This window comes from Shewanella sp. SR43-8 (assembly GCF_014163775.1).
GTDB lineage: Bacteria > Pseudomonadota > Gammaproteobacteria > Enterobacterales > Shewanellaceae > Shewanella > Shewanella vesiculosa.
Genome location: NZ_JACJDX010000017.1, coordinates 20,779 through 39,653, shown reverse-complemented (window position 1 = coordinate 39,653; position 18,875 = coordinate 20,779). Strand labels below are relative to the sequence as shown.

At 42.5% G+C, this 18,875-nt stretch carries 17 protein-coding genes and 1 pseudogene; 1 reads left to right on the top strand and 17 read right to left on the bottom strand.

The window, feature by feature from the left end:
- Window positions 1-23 precede the first annotated feature (23 nt).
- Window positions 24-893: an AraC family transcriptional regulator gene (locus tag H5114_RS18725; RefSeq protein ID WP_124017756.1), complete on the bottom strand. Its 870-nt coding sequence runs from the start codon at window positions 891-893 to the stop codon at window positions 24-26.
- 253 nt (window positions 894-1,146) lie between these two features.
- On the opposite strand from H5114_RS18725, the gene H5114_RS18720 reads away from it, so the two are divergent.
- Window positions 1,147-2,310, top strand: coding sequence for an iron-containing alcohol dehydrogenase (locus H5114_RS18720; RefSeq protein WP_182723748.1), 1,164 nt, complete (start codon window positions 1,147-1,149; stop codon window positions 2,308-2,310).
- A 207-nt stretch (window positions 2,311-2,517) separates the two neighbouring features.
- Here the strand turns inward: H5114_RS18720 and H5114_RS18715 are convergent, their stop codons facing one another.
- The 16 genes and pseudogenes from H5114_RS18715 to H5114_RS18635 form a co-directional block, all read right to left on the bottom strand.
- Window positions 2,518-2,850, bottom strand: coding sequence for a multidrug efflux SMR transporter (locus H5114_RS18715; protein ID WP_124017758.1), 333 nt, complete (start codon window positions 2,848-2,850; stop codon window positions 2,518-2,520).
- A gap of 428 nt (window positions 2,851-3,278) precedes the next feature.
- Window positions 3,279-4,148, bottom strand: a complete 870-nt coding sequence (locus tag H5114_RS18710) for a DMT family transporter (RefSeq protein ID WP_182723747.1) — start codon at window positions 4,146-4,148, stop codon at window positions 3,279-3,281.
- Window positions 4,149-4,461: 313 nt separating this feature from the next.
- Entirely contained in the window at window positions 4,462-5,175 is a 714-nt protein-coding gene (locus tag H5114_RS18705; protein WP_124017760.1) for a ZIP family metal transporter, read from the bottom strand.
- Window positions 5,176-5,390: 215 nt separating this feature from the next.
- Window positions 5,391-6,314: a formate/nitrite transporter family protein gene (locus H5114_RS18700; protein WP_124017761.1), complete on the bottom strand. Its 924-nt coding sequence runs from the start codon at window positions 6,312-6,314 to the stop codon at window positions 5,391-5,393.
- Between the two features lie 328 nt (window positions 6,315-6,642).
- Entirely contained in the window at window positions 6,643-7,440 is a 798-nt protein-coding gene (locus tag H5114_RS18695) for an EcsC family protein (protein ID WP_124017762.1), read from the bottom strand.
- A 323-nt stretch (window positions 7,441-7,763) separates the two neighbouring features.
- Window positions 7,764-8,462 (bottom strand): polymorphic toxin-type HINT domain-containing protein, encoded by a 699-nt coding sequence (locus H5114_RS18690; RefSeq protein ID WP_182698712.1) that lies wholly within the window; start codon window positions 8,460-8,462, stop codon window positions 7,764-7,766.
- 95 nt (window positions 8,463-8,557) lie between these two features.
- On the bottom strand, window positions 8,558-9,490 hold the full coding sequence (locus tag H5114_RS18685; protein WP_182723746.1) for a hypothetical protein: 933 nt from the start codon (window positions 9,488-9,490) through the stop codon (window positions 8,558-8,560).
- 119 nt (window positions 9,491-9,609) lie between these two features.
- Entirely contained in the window at window positions 9,610-10,047 is a 438-nt protein-coding gene (locus H5114_RS18680) for a GTP pyrophosphokinase (protein ID WP_124017765.1), read from the bottom strand.
- 223 nt (window positions 10,048-10,270) lie between these two features.
- Window positions 10,271-10,495, bottom strand: a pseudogene (locus tag H5114_RS20755) (DUF1287 domain-containing protein).
- A gap of 416 nt (window positions 10,496-10,911) precedes the next feature.
- Window positions 10,912-11,301: a septal ring lytic transglycosylase RlpA family protein gene (locus tag H5114_RS18665; RefSeq protein WP_124017790.1), complete on the bottom strand. Its 390-nt coding sequence runs from the start codon at window positions 11,299-11,301 to the stop codon at window positions 10,912-10,914.
- A gap of 342 nt (window positions 11,302-11,643) precedes the next feature.
- Window positions 11,644-12,660: a formate dehydrogenase subunit gamma gene (locus H5114_RS18660; RefSeq protein ID WP_124017766.1), complete on the bottom strand. Its 1,017-nt coding sequence runs from the start codon at window positions 12,658-12,660 to the stop codon at window positions 11,644-11,646.
- A gap of 48 nt (window positions 12,661-12,708) precedes the next feature.
- Window positions 12,709-13,305 (bottom strand): formate dehydrogenase FDH3 subunit beta, encoded by a 597-nt coding sequence (gene fdh3B / locus H5114_RS18655; RefSeq protein ID WP_124017767.1) that lies wholly within the window; start codon window positions 13,303-13,305, stop codon window positions 12,709-12,711.
- 25 nt (window positions 13,306-13,330) lie between these two features.
- Complete coding sequence (locus H5114_RS18650; protein ID WP_182723771.1) at window positions 13,331-16,180, bottom strand: formate dehydrogenase subunit alpha; 2,850 nt, start codon at window positions 16,178-16,180, stop codon at window positions 13,331-13,333.
- Between the two features lie 16 nt (window positions 16,181-16,196).
- Window positions 16,197-16,394 carry a formate dehydrogenase gene (locus H5114_RS18645; RefSeq protein ID WP_124017768.1) on the bottom strand — a complete coding sequence of 66 codons (198 nt, stop codon included), beginning with the start codon at window positions 16,392-16,394 and terminating at the stop codon, window positions 16,197-16,199.
- A gap of 50 nt (window positions 16,395-16,444) precedes the next feature.
- Window positions 16,445-17,110: a molecular chaperone gene (locus H5114_RS18640; protein ID WP_182723744.1), complete on the bottom strand. Its 666-nt coding sequence runs from the start codon at window positions 17,108-17,110 to the stop codon at window positions 16,445-16,447.
- Between the two features lie 10 nt (window positions 17,111-17,120).
- On the bottom strand, window positions 17,121-18,800 hold the full coding sequence (locus tag H5114_RS18635; RefSeq protein ID WP_124017770.1) for a 4Fe-4S binding protein: 1,680 nt from the start codon (window positions 18,798-18,800) through the stop codon (window positions 17,121-17,123).
- Window positions 18,801-18,875: the final 75 nt, after the last annotated feature.

Here is an 18,875-nt window from a genome sequence, read left to right as displayed (position 1 = left end):
TAGCACCTTATCGATATAAAATATTATAACCTAGCGCACTCGCCCGGGCTTTGATCAAAGTAGCGTTTAAACTCACGACTAAACTGGGCAGTACTTTCATAACCCACTTGTGTCGATACCTCTTTGACCTTGAGTTTTTGCAGTTGCAGTAATGCTTTTGCCTTATTCAGGCGAATTTTCTTCAAGTATTGTATCGGTGAAGATGCGGTGACTTCTTTAAAGCAACGATGAAATGCAGACGGGCTCATATTAACTAGGCTGGCTAATGTGTCGACTTCGACCGACTCACCATAATGCTTATGAATATAACTGAGGGCTTTTTCAACCCTAGATAAACGTGTGTGGCTTAAGGATAATGCATACAATGGCGCTGCGTTAGGTGAGTCTAACAAACGATATAACAGCTCAAGCACTAACGCCTCACCCATCACTTTAGCCTCAAGCGGTGATTGCAATGCTTGCAATAGTCTAATCACGCTACAATCCATGTCTTCAGTGTTGTCTGCAACAAAAAAACCACTCTGACGCGATTCATTTAAATCTTTGGGGATTTGATTATGCTCGTCCATCAGCCGAATAATATAATTAAGCTGTACTAAGTCGATATCAACCATCAACACTAATACCGGTTCTTCAATACTGGCGAAGGTTTCACACTCTACCGGCAATGGTACCGTCATCACTAATGAACGCTGGCGATCGTAATCGAAGCTTTGATTGTCTAAGTAAACCCGCTTTTTACCTTGGCCAACAATGAGTACACCTTGCGAGTAGCACATTGGTCCACGCGCGCCATACTGCGAGCTACGAAATACATTAACACCCGCTAAATGAGTATGATTAACGCCTTCTTTAGGCGCAAGCGGCGCCATTAATCTTGCTATCTCACTCATACACTTTCCCTCAGAATAAATTATGGTATTGATACTAGCAAAAAAGCAGAAAAAGGTATTTAATTTATCTAAAAACCATCATATTTATATAATAAAGATAGGAATAGGCATGAACACGATAGTTCTGTGTATGTTTATTTTGACTCAAAGGGCTATCATAGCCAGATGATTTATCGTTGCTGTTGTGTATAAAAAACCTATATACACAAGAAGCCAACTCTTTGTTTCAGCGCAAAACCAAAAGGCGTCTATTATGCTTAATTTTGATTATCGTAACCCTACACATGTTGTTTTCGGTAAAGACCGTATCGCAGAGTTAGATCAGCTTGTTCCAGCCAATGCAAGAGTATTAATCACTTATGGCGGTGGCAGCGTTCAGCGTTTTGGCACATTAGATAAAGTTAAAGCTGCATTAGGTGACCGCGTAGTATTTGAGTTCGGCGGCATTGAAGCGAACCCTAAGTACGACACACTCATTAAAGCGGTTGAAGTTGCTCGTAAAGAAAACATCGACTTCTTACTCGCTGTTGGTGGTGGCTCAGTGATGGACGGTACTAAGTTTATCGCTTTAGCGACTCAGTTTGATGGCGACACGGCAAGCTTATTACATCACGGCTTTACACCGGTACCCGTGGCTAACGACAAGGTTATTCCACTGGGAGTTATTGCAACGCTTCCTGCGACGGGTTCTGAAATGAACGCCTTTGCAGTAGTCAGCTATAAAGGTGGTAAATTCCCAGTAAATCATCCATGCGTTTACCCAACGTTTGCCATGCTTGATCCAGAATTGACTTTTAGCTTACCAAAAATCCAAGTGGCAAATGGTGTAGTCGATGCATTTGTACACGTACTTGAGCAATATGCGACCTATCCTGTTGATGCCCGTGTACAAGACCGCATGGCTGAAGGTATTTTACGTACCCTAATCGAAGTTGGTCCTATTACGGTTGAAGAACCAACCAATTATGATGCTCGTGCTAACTTAATGTGGAGTGCAACATCGGCCTTAAACGGCATGATCGGCACTGGCGTTCCTTTAGATTGGTCGACGCACATGATTGGCCATGAGTTAACTGCATTATTCCATATTGACCATGCGCAAACCTTAGCCGTTGTGTTGCCATCATTATGGCGCGTATTGAAAGAGCAAAAGCACGCTAAATTAGTGCAATACGCTGCACGCGTTTGGGATATTACTGAAGGTGATGAAGGCAGCCGTGTAGATCAAGCGATTGATAAAACAGAGGCGTTCTTCAAGCAAGTAGGGTTACCGACACGCTTGCGCGATCATGGTGTCACTCAAGATCAGCTTGGCCTAGTGATAGATGCTTTAGAAGCACACGGTATGACGGCATTATCTGAAAGCGGCAAAGTAGATTTAACTACCAGTCGCAAGATTTTAGACATGGCGTGGTAATAGTACTGATAACCCAAACGATAAGCTCATTGATCGTTTGGGCTTGAGTGACCACTGATACAAAAAAGGGCTTAACAATGACTATCATTGTTAAGCCCTTTTTATTGCCCCGAAACGGACGACGAATGAGCACCATAAGTTGCTAATCAATACCGTTACTTAACAGACCAGGGCTCAATAGCTCATGCCTACTTATTAGTTAACGCGCTAATGCGGAGTCACATTTGAGAATAAATTCATCACAACGACACCGACTAAAATGAACGCCATCCCCACCAGTGCACCTAAATCTAATTTTTGCCCATACATCACCCAAGCGATAAGTGTAATTAATACGATACCCAGTCCAGCCCAAGTAGCGTAAGCAACACCGACAGGAATGCTTTTTAGTGCGAGTGATAAAAAATAAAAAGATAATACGTAGCCGACAACAACTACGATTGAAGGCGCTAATTTTGAAAATCCATCACTGGCTTTTAGCGCTGAAGTGGCTACCACTTCAGTTAAAATGGCCACACTTAAAAATATCCAACTTTTCATGTTTTACATTCTATAAAGACAAAACAGCCGGGAAGTATAAAGCCTAAATAATAAAAAAACAGTCTAGTCTTTTATCTCCTCTTCTGCGCCACAGTAGATTTAACAACCACATAATACGTGGCTAATATCGCCATTTATTAATCGATAACATTACGGTTCTAAGCAGAAAAACATTAAGCTGCTATCTTGATCATTGTGCCTGTGACCTATCGGCGATAAAAACGATGAGCGACAAGATGTGAAAAATATGGCTGGCGACACCTAGAATCCATAGCTGGAATCAATGAGCGAAAAATTATAATTACAGCTTCAAAGTTAACCCTAAACATACAGCCAGCATAAGCTAGCCATTGTGGCTCGTAGCAACTTTAACGACAAGCCAAAGCATAAATATCAATGTATTAAGCAAACAAAAACTATAAACAAAGCTACACGCCCATCTCAATGGCTTTTTTAGGCGTAAAACTACTGCCGATAGAAGCGATAATCACTAAACCGATTGCGGCCCACTGGAGCAAGGTCAATTGCTCACTTAAAATAATAAAACCCGCCAATGCGGCAATTGCAGGCTCTAAACTCATCAACACACTAAAAGCTTGTGTCGGCATATTTCTCAAGGCCACCATTTCCAAAGAATAAGGCAAAGCACTGGATAACACCCCGACTAATAATCCAAGCGGTAACACTTCCCAGCTCAGTAATGCCATGCCTTGGCTAACTGCGCCAATAGGTACCAGAACGACTGCAGCAACAGTCATGCCTAAGGCAACGGTGATGCCACCTGATGCTTGCTTGCCTGTGCGAGTTCCAAACAAAATGTAACCAGCCCAACATGCTCCGGCGCCTAATGCCATTAATGCACCAGTGAGATCAAGCCCTTGTGCGCTAGATAAATCAGGCATTAACAGCAAAATCCCCGCAATAGCACAGGCAACCCAAAACAGATCACTTTTGCGCTTAGAGCCAAATAAAGCGACAGCTAAAGGGCCAGTGAACTCCAGCGCAACAGCTATCCCCAGAGGAATGCGATCAATGGCTAAGTAAAACAGGATATTCATCCCACCTAAACATAGGCCATAAATAATAATGCTCTGCCAATCTCGGCCTTGTGGTAATGCTCGCCATGGGCGAAACACCAACCAAAGTACGGTAGCAGCAAAGCCTAAACGCAAAGCGGTGGTGCCTTCTGGCCCAACCAAAGGGAAAAGTTGCTTGGCTAAAGAAGCGCCGGATTGAATGGTCACCATAGCCAGTAAAACACTACCGACAGCGGTCAGAAGTACACGATTGATTTGCATTTAGAGGATATCCAAAAATAAAAAACGAAGTGCTGGGTCGGCATTCTACCTGAGACAGATAAAACCCTGCAGCAATAATTACCGTCTGTCACACAAGTTATATCATTCAGATACCGAAAAGATAACAACAGAGGTTAATGATATGTGAGGCCGTCGACCGGCTAAGCAAAAATCCACAGAGTTAATTATCTACTCGACATAAAGGCTGGCACAACGATGGTTAAATGTAGATAAGTTAACTGAGCATCATCCTTTTTTGTTGACTCTCTTTGTCGTCTGGAGATTGTCCAATGTTACCTAACGATAGTATTGATTATGCGGTTAACATTAACCCCAGCATACCAAGGCAAAACCCTAATACAGCTCCCATTGGCGGTGCCCAACGTTGTTCTAGTTTTACCTGAGGAGCTAAATCTTGAAATATTGAATAGAGAATACCGCCAGAGGCAAACAGCATGACTGCGGCAATCACTTTTGGCGACTCTGAAAGCCATAAATAGCCAGACATGGCTGCTATGGGACCCAGCAATGCCATAAAACAAAACATAAGAATAATTTTATGGGGCCGAAAAGCAGAAGAGCCATTTAACTCACGATAAGCACTAAATCCTTCTGGCACATTTTGGAGCGCGATTAACCCTGCAAGTAAAAATGCATTACTGCTGCCCGTTGCAAATGCGGCTCCCAGAGCAATGGACTCAGGGATAAAGTCAGCCAGCATTGCAGCAAGCTGGCTAGCAGGCGTCGCTATTTTTTGCAGGTAAATATCAAGGGCCATAAAGCTCAGCCCACCGACCATAAACCAGATACAAGCAGATAATGGCTTAAGATGCGCTATACCCTCTGGTACTAAAACCAAAGCAACGGCAGACAATAGTGCCCCACCGCCAAAAGCCATGACACTGTGCCTAAACTCCTGCTCAAGCCACTCACTGCTGACGTTCTCAAAACGGGCAATTAAGGCCCCTAATGGCATAGCCAAACCAGCAAGCAATGTGGTTGCTAAAACCGTTAGCAGCAAAGACATGATTAAATCCTTAAAAGAGTATTACGCTGCTGTAACCTGCATAACAGGACTAAGCTATGTGAGACGATATGGGTCATCCAACATCGTCATCATTTAAGACAGGTGCTGACTCATTATAAATCAAGCGCCTGATGAAATGGCTCCAGTAAATCATATAAAAACAACCATGTCAGCCATGTTGAGAATAGACAACATCACTTGTTTCAATATGAAATTTACATTTCTTCTCTAACTTGGCCATAAGCTAACATGGCGAACAGCCCTGTACCGCCAATAATATTGCCCAGCAGCATGGGACCGATATGGTGTGATAGCGCAGTGAACATATTCATCTCCCCATTGACAACAAGGCTAAATATTTCATTGGAGCCAGCAATAACATGAGTAAAGCCTCCAGCTGCAATTAACCATGTAAACATAATAATAACCAGCACTTCAGACCCTTTTGCCGAGGGCAACATCCACACCAGTACGGCTATAAAAAAGCCCGCCGGAATGCCGCGCATCAGTGTCTCTGCCGGCGTTAACTCGGCGACATGGCGTGATATCTGGAGAACCGCGCTAAGGATCTCTTCTGTTAAAACGCTACCGTGAACGAAAATAGCCGCGGTAAACAAAGTGCCAACGAAATTAGCGGCCAATACCACAGCCCACAAGCGAGCAGTACACACCAGACGACGCTGTGTTGTGCTGGCTAGCAGCGGCAGTACGACTGTGATGGTGTTTTCAGTAAACAGCTGCAGTCTTGCTAAAATGACGAGTACAAAACCAAAAGTGTATCCAAGGCTTTCAATAAGCGACAAATAAGGGTGATCGGAGCCTAGATTACTTCGGATGATACCTTCAGCCAACACCGATGATGAAATACCGATACCAGCCGCGATACCAGACCACCACAAAGAGAGTAGCGGCCGCTGCAGCTCCTCCTGACCTTCACGCAGAATAATAGAATAGACGGTGAGAGATGAAAGACTGCCATGCTCATCCACAGCTTCACGCTCTGAACCTGTCAACGCTATCTCTACTTTTGTTGACTGCTTCTGCCGCTCTTCACGTTTAACAGCCTTGTTGTTTGGCTGTAGATCGTCGGTTGTTGACGACTTAGTATTATCGGCCTGTTCAGGTACAGGTTGTGTCATATTGCTATCCTTCTCTGACTAAAAATCCAGCTTGATGTTATAGCTAAGTGCATAAAGAATAGATGCTTTATGTCATCTATTCAACAAACACAGCGAGCAGTATAATGGTCTGGCTAGGGTATTACTGGTCGATAATGTACCTGCGAGCTTGTGTTTACAGAACCGCTATTGAATATAAGAGATGAATTAAGCCAGTCCAAACCGAACGGTTTGCATCACTGATAGCAAACGAGTAATTGATTTAGCACACAAAGCCAATTGACGTATCAGCGTAATAAAACTGGCGTATGAAATACGCTTGCTATCAAAATGAATTGCGCATGTGAAGTTATCTATTGCCTTTTTGAGCTAACGATTCATAGGCGATTTTTACACTTTCATGTCCGTATACTCGCTCTAACTTTCGTACAATAAAATGCCCTCTGGCCATGTCTTGAAAATGATCAATAAACAAAGTATTGATCACTGCGCCACCAGCTGCGCCGATAGCGGGTACAGCTTGAGCTGCAGCTTTTTGCGTCACTTGAACGCCAAACTTTTCAGCGATTTTAGTGATTAACTTAACTAAAATAGGCGCGGCCTCATCGGTAAGCCCTTTTTTAAGCATAAATTCAGTGGCTTCAGACACAGATTTAGCTAGCGTAGCGCGTATGGCAAAGTATCCTGATTCACTACTGTCATCCAAATCACTTGCGCCTCCTAATGCAAAGACCTCTAAACAAGCCATCTTGGTTTCCAGCGTAGTAATCAACTCGCCTTCACTTCGAGCAATATCAGCGATAGAGCGCAACATTATTGCTGTCGAAATAGGAAGCTCAACGGCAATTGCAGCTAAGCCAAAAAAACCACCCATACCACCACTCACCGCAACGCCTAATTTATGCCAAACATTAGACGACTGTTCTCCGGGAATATCTTTCATTGTAAATATCGCCGCATCAGACGCTTTAAGTAGCGATTTTTCTGTGACTTTGGCAATATTTTTATTCCAGTTTTCAGGTAGTAACGCTAAACCTTTTTCAATAGGAGTACCTATAAAGCTAGTTATTTTTACCGCTAGCCCAGGGTTTTCTAATAGCGATTTAGCAACCAAAAGCTCTTTTCTGTGTGATTCTGAAATATTCACGTAAATTCCTTAGTAGTGAGACAAGGCAGCTGAACAGTTCTATAATAAACCTAAATCACTGAAACTAATTTGACGTAAAATAGCGTCGGTTGCAAATCAACTTAAAGCTCTTATTCAACAATAAGCCTACAGATTCCTATTACCAAATCCAATATCATCGCTTGCGACAATCATTATCTGTCAGGTTTTCCAGATAAGTGCTGCCGCAAAATTTATTCATTAGTGCAATAAAATCGAGCGATATGAAATATGCAGATAGGCTTAATCTCAAGCTGAACTGGGATTGTTGATTTGGAGTTTCGGGTGGTTAATCCATATGTAACTTAGGATGACTCTTCGACTAGGGGCAAATAATCACGACCGTCTTTAGCTAAATTACTCACACCAACTGTGAGGTCATTTAGTGCACTACCATAGTTATCACGACAGTGAATACAAGGACTCATTGTATTCACAAAGCGGCCTTTTTTAGTATATTTTCTCAAATAGGCATGAGAAATAGTTACATTACTTCGATGTAGCACAATCGCATCACCCAATTTTTGCCTCAAATCACTTACAGCTGCATCTTCAGCGCACATGCTGTCATTGGCACGGCCCCAACCGATAACTTCCTTGTCGGGATCGCGATGTAAATATTTAGCCGCAACCCAAGGCCCACCATGGTAACCGGTTAGCCTACCATCAGGATAGTTAGAGGGTCTATTGGCCAACTCATAGGCCATAAGTTCAAGTTTATCGATTGGCGCCCTATCGCAAAGCGTGTCATGAAAAGCCGGACGAGTAGTGGTGACAAAATAATTATGATTGTGGCTTATTTTTAAATCTTGGCAATGATGTGAATCTTCAACTTTATTGATCTTGTCTATCTCAGCGACAGCATCACTACAAGCAACTATTTTATCACCGATGCTCAGTTCTTCAGCCTTTACCCATACCTCAGTAAGAAGGTAAAAATGATGATCTTCTACAACCAGCATCGAGGTTTTTAGGTCACCAATAGAATAGTTAATCTCTAGCATAACGGCAGTAATATTTCCAAATAGTGGTTAAATCGGCATAAATAAGTATTCTTAACGACTTAGAGAATACTCACTGAACCATTTGTCATTGGTTATTATGGTTTAAGGTACTTTTGACAGATAGATGATGCATCCAAACTTGAATTAAACAAAAAGTCTTTACCCATAATCGAAGTCATTTGTGATTCGACTACCAGCGGGTTACTAATTTTAAATAATTTGCGTTTGTTAAGCTGACTTCGCATTAAGTACTCGCAATGCCATTGATAGAAAAGTTTATCAAACTTGCCATTTTCAATCATTCTCAGTAAACCAACCTTGATTCTATTCGCTAACCTAGGCTTTGTAGGTGATACATAATAATAAGTCGCCAGAGGGATATTAAGCACAATATGTTCATCTACAATTAATTCAGGATAACGCTTTTGAAATAACTCAACCTCTTGATAAGCCTCATTCACTCCACGCCCAAATGTGATAAAACGTCCTTTTGAAAGCATATTGAATAAACTATCGTACTGCGCGCTCTCCACCACATCGAATCCTGCTTGTTTCATAGCAACCCTAGTAGACCACTGACTACCTGAACCGGTTCGCAGCCTCATCAATTGCTCTAGTGAATCAATATTGGCCAACAAGTTTTTATTTTCATTTTTAATAATAAAAACTCTAAACCCTTGAATGCCTTTGCGGATGGGGATAGGGATAGGAATGAGCTTTGTATTCCACTCTTCATTTGATGCTTCGGCCATAACATTAATCGTTTGGCCATCCTGTAATGATTTAAATATCCGATTTCGACTCATCACCAGATTAGTCACCTCAATAGAAGCATCCCCAAAATCGGCATTGGTCTCTTGAATAATTAAATCTAACAGCTCATAAGTATATTGATAGCGTCGATCACTTTCTGAGACTGAGTGATTTATAACGAACTTATCCGCTGCACAAGCATAAGGGAGATAAACTAGGTTACATAGACTTAGAAAAAGTAAATACACACACAAACGCAGTAAATTAAAATCCATATTAACTCTCTCGTTTTTAAAGCCAGTCCTATTTATTTCATCCAAATACTACGGTTAGACAATAGTGAATGTTAGCTTAATTACTCAACAATAGCAGGTGTAACGAAAACTTTTTAATTTTATGACGTTATGGGCGTTAAAGTTTGCAGCGTCTTCCAGGCTGCATGGTATTTCGCCATCCGCTCAAGATCTTTTGCATCAATAACCTTTAAACGTAAAATATTGATATTATCCTCAATATCAGCGATTTTAACTTTGACCGCCAATGGATTAGCGCTAACGCGATTGATAAATTGATGGTAACTTTCATCACCGCTCTTAGATAACAATTGCACTGCGTTTACTACATCTAATGGGATACCCTCTTCTAGGAGATACTCAGCAGTATAATCAGAATCTTCTATAACATCGTGAAGCAAGGCAACAGCCATTTCGTATTCCGTATCCATTTTGGCCATGACCCTAAGTGGATGAAGAATATATGCTTTCCCTGCCTTATCTTGTTTCCCCGAATAAGCTTGTAAAGCGATTGCTAATGATTTCTCGATGATGTTCATAATTTCTCTTTAGGGTTAATCATTTATCCTTAGAAGCACCAGATAATATCTGTTTATCTTTGGTAGCAAATCAACAGTAAATAACGTTGTTTATTTGATAATATTAACGTTGCACAACCAGCCACTAAATGCCGTACGACCGCCACTTTAAATAATAGTCCAAGCCATTACTTAGTGGTTATATTTCGATGGTTCAAATCGATAATGCCTAGCCATGTCATAATCAAAAATCAATTTTAGGCGCAAAACCAATATAATGAACAATCATAGGATTACCGGTTGTAGCGTCAACCTGAGCGATAACCATATCAATATGGGGTAAATTCTCTGGCAATATCCAAGTAACAACATCACTAACAGCATAAGCTGAGTCATGAGTCCTAATGGTTAACTATTTACCATGCCTTTTAAAGAACGTCTGCAAATGAGCAGCACGTCGCTGGTGTATATTTCTATCTGGAGAATTGAGACCCCAAAGTCTTTTAGAAGGATAAAGATAAAAGTGTATGCCTATCTTTGTGCACTAGTTGTTGCAAATCAGTACCAATTCCTTGGTAGACTCGAATAATCATATTTGTGCATACACAGATATTTTAGCTACATCACCATTGAGATAATGGTATTGAGATATAAGAACCGTCATACAAAATCTGCTGGGGTGTTCTATTAAGCAAACTCGAGACAATATCGTGATGAAAGTCTACTGCATGAATTACTGGACTAAAAAATAACACGCAAAACAGTACTGACTGTCCCACTAACCATCCTTAGAATATAACATTTACCTGCTAAACCCTGAAAACCTATGCTACTAAGCCAGACCAAACATATTTACACTCACGTATACAGCAAGCTTTGTACCCGCTAACGGATCACTTCGATTTTAACGTCAAGAAGACCTGTAGATACATTGCCTATACTGCTAAAAGCCGACTTAGAAAGATCAATGATGCGTCCTTTAACAAACGGACCACGATCATTGATTTTGACGGTAACACTTTTACCATTATTAATATTGGTGACTTTTACATTTGAACCGAATGGTAAATCTTTATGGGCTGCTGTTTTTTGATTGTGGCGATAAAGATCCCCGCTAGCCGTTTTCTTATTTTGGTATCTATCTGCATAATGTGAGGCTTGGCCAGACTCAGTAAAACCGATCCAATTGCCACCAACATCAGCCGGCATCGAAGAACAGCCTGCCAACATAATGGAAAACGTTAAAAACTGAAATTTTCGTGAAATAGCGACCATGGTTTGTCTTTTTAGTGTGTTCACATAACGAGCCGGCTAAATTACTCGTTTTCTTGTAATTTAATAATGTCAGAAACACTAACTGACTTTGAATAATGATTCAAATGAAACCGTTATTTTGATTACCGTCTGTTGATCTCTCAAGGTTGTTTTGGCAAAGAATCGTTGGCCCATAACCATAACCATAACAGTGAGTGATAAAACTGAGACTTTTTGGTGGCGTTATGCCGTTAAAAAGCCGATAACGCAGTTAAAATGGTCAATAAAAAACACCTTGTCAGTGACCTAACAAGGTGTTTTATATCTGCAATCAACTAGTGTACTAACACCAGAGTGCCAGGGTTACTCTTTGTATTTTAAAGTACCATCGGCTTTGATTTCGTCATACCACACATTATGATGTTGTGAAGCCCAGTTTTCGTCACAATAGCCCGATAACATGCACTCCATTCCGCCCTCACTGAGTACGGTTCCCATCCAAATATGCACTATGGTAAATGCGATTAAGATCGTCGCACTAAGACCATGTATCAACAAAGCGAGCATCGACAGTTCACGCGGCAAATCCAGTGTCGGAAACACTAACATAATACCGCTTAGACTGATGCTTAGACCAAAAATAGCTAAGGTCCAAAACCACATTTTTTCACCCGCATTGGCAAAACCACTGTCTGGGTGTTTGCCTTTAAACGGACCAAAGTTAATGTAGCCGCCAACCACTAAAAACCATTTCAAATCATACATCTTGAAAAATTGTAGTGGCATCCATTTGATGATACATGCTAGCCAAGACACCATAAAAATGGGGCTAGACCAATCATGGGCAAATTTACTGAAGGCTATAACCCCTGCCCATATACCGTCTCCGACATATGGGGCTAAGAGATGTCGCCCAAGCATAATAATCACACCTGTTAGCATCATGGTTAGGCAAGATACTGCCATAATCCAATGTAACCAACGATCGGCTGTGCTCCAACGAAGTACCATTTTGCCTGAAAAGCCCTTACTTAATCTTGATGGACCATTGACTAAGTAAAACACTAAAAAGGCCCCAAAAACCCCCACTATGGCTAAGCCAAGTGCTGGTTTTAGGTAAGTATTTCGCAATATTTTGCCTTCATTACCCGATACATTAATCAGAACATCAGCATCAAGGCCTTTGTCTGTACTGTATCCGGGTTCGCCAGCTTTTACTGCGCGCCAGAGATCTGCATCACTGGTTTTAGACTTTGCTTGTTGCTGACTTGATTGTTCATCGGCGGCATAAACCGTCGATGTAACCAACCCCAATCCCATACACAGAACCAACAGAGCAAACATCCTGCGCAGTGATTTGTTTAACGTTAAAGTTAACATTGTCACTCCTTATATGACTGCGAAAATTATCGCAGCCATTGCTCTGGGTTAAACCATTTCACCTGTTTTAGGATTGTAGCCCCAAATCACATTTGGATTACCGCGTGCAGCCATACGTTGACGATAAATATCAGACACTATGCCTGCATCACCGGCCAACAGAGCTTTGGTTGAACAAAGCTCAGCACACATTGGTAATTTGCCTTCAGCAATACGGTTTGAGCCATATTTGAGACGCTCGGCTTCTGAATGATCTTCTTCTGGGCCACCAGCACAGAAAGTACACTTATCCATTTTACCGCGACTACCAAATGCAGTCTTTTTAGGGAACTGCGGCGCGCCAAATGGGCAAGCATAAAAGCAATAGCCACAACCGATACAAGTATCTTTGTTGTGGAGCACAATGCCGTCTTCGGTACGGTAGAAACAGTCGGCCGGACAAACAGCCATACATGGTGCATCGGTACAATGCATACATGCTACTGAGATTGACGCTTCTCCTGGTTCACCATCATTAAGCGTTACCACGCGGCGACGCTGAATACCCCACTCTAAAGCAGAGTCGTTTTCGTTTTTACATGCTGTGACGCAACCGTTACACTCGATGCAGCGTTTGGTGTCACACAGAAATTTCATGACTGCCATAATGGCTTATCTCCTCATCAAGTGTTTAGGCTTTGCTTATCTGACACAAGCTAGACTTGGTCTCTTGCATTTGCGTTACGACATCATAACCATAGGTCATTACGGTATTGGCAGATTCACCAATCACATAAGGCACTGTGCCTTCTGGGTAGTTTTTGACCAAACTCTTGCCTTCAAATACACCAGCAAAATGGTATGGCATAAAACATTCACCCGCAATAACACGCGGTGTCACCATAGCCTTAACAGTAATTTTGGCACCTTCTGGGCTATGAACAAACACGTCATCACCATCACGTAAACCGCGATCAGCAGCATCTGCTGGGTTGATCTCGATAAACATTTCTTGCTGCAGTTCTGCAAGCCATGGGTTTGAACGGGTTTCTTCACCACCACCTTCGTACTCAACCAAACGACCAGTAGTTAATGCCATTGGGAAATCAGTAGCAAAATCCTTGTCTTGAATCGTTTTATAAAGTGTTGGTAGACGCGCTACCATCCGATCTTCATAGGTTGGGTATTTAGCCACTAAGTCACGACGAGGCGTGTATAACGGTTCGCGATGTAATGGAATATCATCAGGGAAGTTCCATACGATACAACGCGCTTTAGCGTTACCGTAAGGGATACAACCATGCTTGATTGCCACACGTTGAATACCGCCAGAGATATCAGTTTTCCAGTTTTTACCTTCAGCTTTAACTTTTTCGTCTGCTGTTAGGTCATCCCACCAGCCAAGCTGTTTTAGCATGTCGGCAGTAAACTCTGGGTAACCATCTTGAATTTCAGAACCTTTTGAGAAAGAACCTTCCGCAAGAATATTATTGCCGTTATGTTCAACACCATAACGAGCACGGAAGTTACCACCACCGTCTTTAACTTCACGTCCGGTGCGATACAAGATTTGAGTACCTGGATGTTTCTGCTCTGGTGTACCCCAACATGGCCAAGGTAAACCATAGGTTTCGCCTTTAGCTGGGCCGCCGGGTGCTTCCAGCGAGTTAACGTCAAAGGTGCCCCAATTTTCTTGGTGCATTTTCAAACGTTCAGGGCTTTGGCCTGTATAACCAATAGTCCACATACCTGTATTAAATTCACGGGTGATGTCTTCTATTAATGGCTCATCACCATTGACCTTGATGTGCTTACAGAATTGGTCCTCTACGCCCCATTTTTTAGCCAATTTATACATGATTGTATGATCAGGTAATGACTCAAATAATGGTTCAATAACTTGCGAACGCCACTGTAAAGAACGGTTAGAAGCCGAAACCGAACCATAGGTTTCAAACTGAGTTGCCGCAGGCAATAAATACACTCCATCTTGGCGCTCGTGCATTACTGCAGCCATAGTTGGAAATGGATCGACGACCACAATGGTATCCATTTTGTTTAGCGCTTCACGCACTTCACGACCACGGGTTTCAGTGTTAACTGACTGCCCCCAAAAGAACCCCAGACGAATATTATCTTTTTGAGCAATCTTGGTTTTGTCTTCTAACACACCATCGTGCCAACGCGAACAAGGAATACCCGCTGATGTTTGAGGTGATTGACCTAAATATTCACCTTGGTCAAAACGCTCGGTGATCCACTTAGGTTCCAGATCCCACACATTGGCCCAATGATCCCATGCACCAGAGGTTAAACCGTAATAACCTGGTAAGTTATCAAATAACAAACCAAAGTCAGTCGCACCCTGTACGTTATCGTGACCACGGAAAATGTTCGTTCCGCCGCCTTCGATACCCATGTTGCCAAGGGCAAGCTGCAAAATACAATATGCGCGAGTGTTAGCATTACCAATATGATGCTGAGTACCACCCATACACCACACGATAGTGCCTGGCTTAGTTTCTGCCATCATTTTCGCAACACGGTACATTTGAGCTTTTGGCACACCAGCAATATGTTCAACTTCTTCTGGAGTGTATTTTTTCACTTCTTCTTGAATACGTTCCATGCCGTATACACGTTGAGAAATGAACGAATCATCTTGCCAGCCATTTTCGAAAATGTGCCATAACAAACCATAAATAAATGGAATGTCGGTACCTGGACGAATATGGACATACTCATCAGACTTAGCTGCTGTTCGGGTAAAGCGTGGATCAACAACGATGATTTTGGCACCGCGTTCTTTACCAATCAAAATGTGTTGCATCGCCACAGGGTGAGCTTCACATGGGTTAGAACCAATAAACATCATGCATTTTGAATTGCGGATGTCGTTAAACGAGTTAGTTTGCGCACCGTAGCCCCAAGTGTTTGCAACACCGGCTACCGTGGTAGAGTGACAAATACGAGCTGAGTGATCGACATTGTTAGTGCCCCACATCGCTGCTAATTTGCGATACATATAAGATTGTTCATTGGAAAATTTAGCACTACCCATAAAGTAAACGGAATCAGGACCAGACTCTTGACGAATCGACTCCATTTTGTCGCCCACTTCATTAATAGCTAGTTCCCATGATAGACGTTTCCACTTACCGCCTTCTAACTTCATCGGATACTTTAAGCGTTTTTCACCATGACCATGCTCGCGCAATGCAGCGCCTTTGGCACAATGACCTCCTTGGTTAAATGGATGGTCGAACGCAGGCTCTTGCCCAGTCCATACCCCATTTTGAACTTCAGCATAAACACCACAACCTACTGAACAATGAGAACAAATTGTCCGTTTTATCTCGGTTGGAGCATCATGTGGGACATCTTTAGCTTCTGCTTTACGCATCATACCTGCGCCAAGCATTGAAGCCGCTGCAATACCACCCGTCGCCAAACTGGCAGACTTGAGGAATTGACGTCGGTTAAGACCTAGGCCTGGCTTTTCAGCTTTGGTGGCCGTGTCTGTTTTGCGGGTTAATCGCATCACACACTCTCCTTTGTTATTTGCTTAACGATGCATAATAATTACGAATATGCTCTGTTTCGCGATAGTTAGTGCCCGTAGGCTCTTCTGCAGACGGTTTAGTGACTTGGGCAAGTGCAGGTGCACTAACACTAGCCACAGCACCTGCCGCTGTGCCGAGCGCTAATGCTTTTAGCATTTGGCGGCGACCCATGTCGGAAGCTTGCTTTTTCATATTGTCTCCTTGTTGATAAAAAGATGAGGCAAAATAAGCCATCACCCGGTTTAGTTAATTTGTACAACGTCTTGTTCAAGCGGATCTAAGTCAGCACTACCTGGACAATTCACCGGAATATTTAAACTCAGTTGTTCAAATTCATTGGCCTCAGCGGTAAAAAACGCTTTAGCTAATTGCGCAACGCTTTGGTAAAAATGGGCACTAGGCGTGTTGGCTAAGTTGTCACAAAAACGCATAATCCAACTACCGATATGACGTTGATAAAACGCTAATTGGCGATAACCTGGTGCTTCTAAAATTAAGCAGCCCATGACTTCACATAATGCCGCAACATGATCTTCTGGCTCTTTAACGTTTTCTTCACGTTCAAAGCCAAGTTGCATCAGGTCGCCGCGCAATGCAGCTAAGGGTTTATCCATTAACGAGCCGGTCATAAACCAACTACCGTATGGCATAATTTCGCCACTGCCTACACCCAAGAAAATAGCAAAGTATTCATCTTCTAAGGTGTTGGTATCACTGTTTGCTGCAGCGAGTTTTAACGCATTCCATGCTTGACTCATGGTATTGCCATCCTCGGCCTCTACCTCTAAATCGGCTAAGAACGCTAATAATTCAGCACTAGGTTGGCGGCGTAACAACGCTGCCAGTAACTGATATATATCGGCTCTTAACTGATCATTCTCACTTACTTGTCTTCCTGCTTCGGTCATAAGAGATCTCTTATTGCAATTGCTTTTCTGGATCGTCAAGGATGTCTTCAAACATGTCTTTTACTCGGCAGTCGCCACACATTTTCAAACGCTCAATATTGGCGCTAAACGCACTATGGGCGCCGACCATTTCTACCATTTTGTGTATCATTGATTGAGTTGCAAATTCACTACCACATCGAATACATTCAAATGCAGGTTCTTCTTTTAATACTTGAACGTGTTGTCTTGCTGACTGATTAAAATTAATTTGTGGTATTAAGCTAATCACGTTTTCGGGACAAGCGGCTTCACATAACCCACATTGCACACAATCTTGCTCAACAAACTTCAGTGCCGGAGCATCACCGCCATCCTTCAAAGCTTGGGTTGGGCATGTTGAGACACATGACAAACATAAGGTGCACTTGTCGCTGTTGATACTCACCATACCGTATGGAATATTCGCCATAACGAGCACATCATCAACGGCTGCGGCTTGACTATTGAGGTGGTCAATCGCTTGAAATATGATGCTGCGTTTTACATTAGTATTAGGTTCTGCTGCCGTTAACATCATCGGCATAATCACAGGCCAAGTTAAGCTGACCGCGAGTGCATCATCTAGCTGACTTAGATCTGACGGAGTAATTAAGCGGATCCGTTGAGGCTGGCCCATTTGGTCGAGAATACGATTAGCTAATGCAGACTCACCTTTGAGCATTTGCAGTAATGTCGGTGCTGTTGCTGGTGTTTGTAAGATTAAAATTTCGCGGGCACCATTGGCTAATGCCGCTAACCAATGATCTATGCTCGCTACGGTTATTTCTTCCATTGCGACGGGTAACACATCACCGCTTAATTGCTCCGAAATCAATTCAGCGCCAGCTTCATTATCATGAAACAAGATAACCGGGGCAGTTTGGGCTTCTTCACGATAGCGGCTGATAAGCTTTTCAAGGTAAGTATGCAACGATGCTGGGGTCGGTAAATCATAGCTCAGTGCACCTGTTGGGCATGTATTGGTACAGCTGCCGGCTCCATGACAAAGGTAAGGATCAATTTCAATCTTATGCGCTATACTGCTAATTGCATCTGCAGGACAAAAATTTAAACAACGATTACAACCGTTTAGACCATGTTTGTCATGGGCACAAATATCACTATTAACCCGAACATAACGTGGTTTATCAAACTCTCCTATTAACTCTGGAATATTGGCAATAGCATCAGCGAGTAATGCAGAGTCTTGGCCAACATAAAAGTAACCTGGAGGAAGCATTTCTAGATTAATACAGGGACTGTGGCTTAAATCGAGCACGATATCAAAATGCGCTTGACGAATAGCAACCACACTTAAATCTGTAATCCCAGTATCACCTTCAACTTTGACCTGAAACTGGCCTAGAAAACCTTTAACACTGGTCAATTTATTGTAGTAACTTTCGACATCAGCCGCCGCATTCATCACGGCTTCAAGATGGACTTCATCTTGGCTAGTGATCGCTTCATTGGCTAAAATTACTCGACTTGCCATAGTAGACAATTTGTCCGCCGCTAAACGTGCCAGATCTTCAGGCCCAATAATGAGCACATGCCCCTGGGTAGTATAACTAACGGTAGGCGGTATTAAATTTTGCAAAATCTGCGTCTTCGCCATCACCTGTTGTCGTGCTTGTTTCAGCTGTGGCTGGTTTTTTCTGATACTCATTGCGTTCCCAATTCTCGGTTTTTATACCTCATTAACAGTGATAGCTCAGTTCACTGTTCACGCTTATTGCTGATC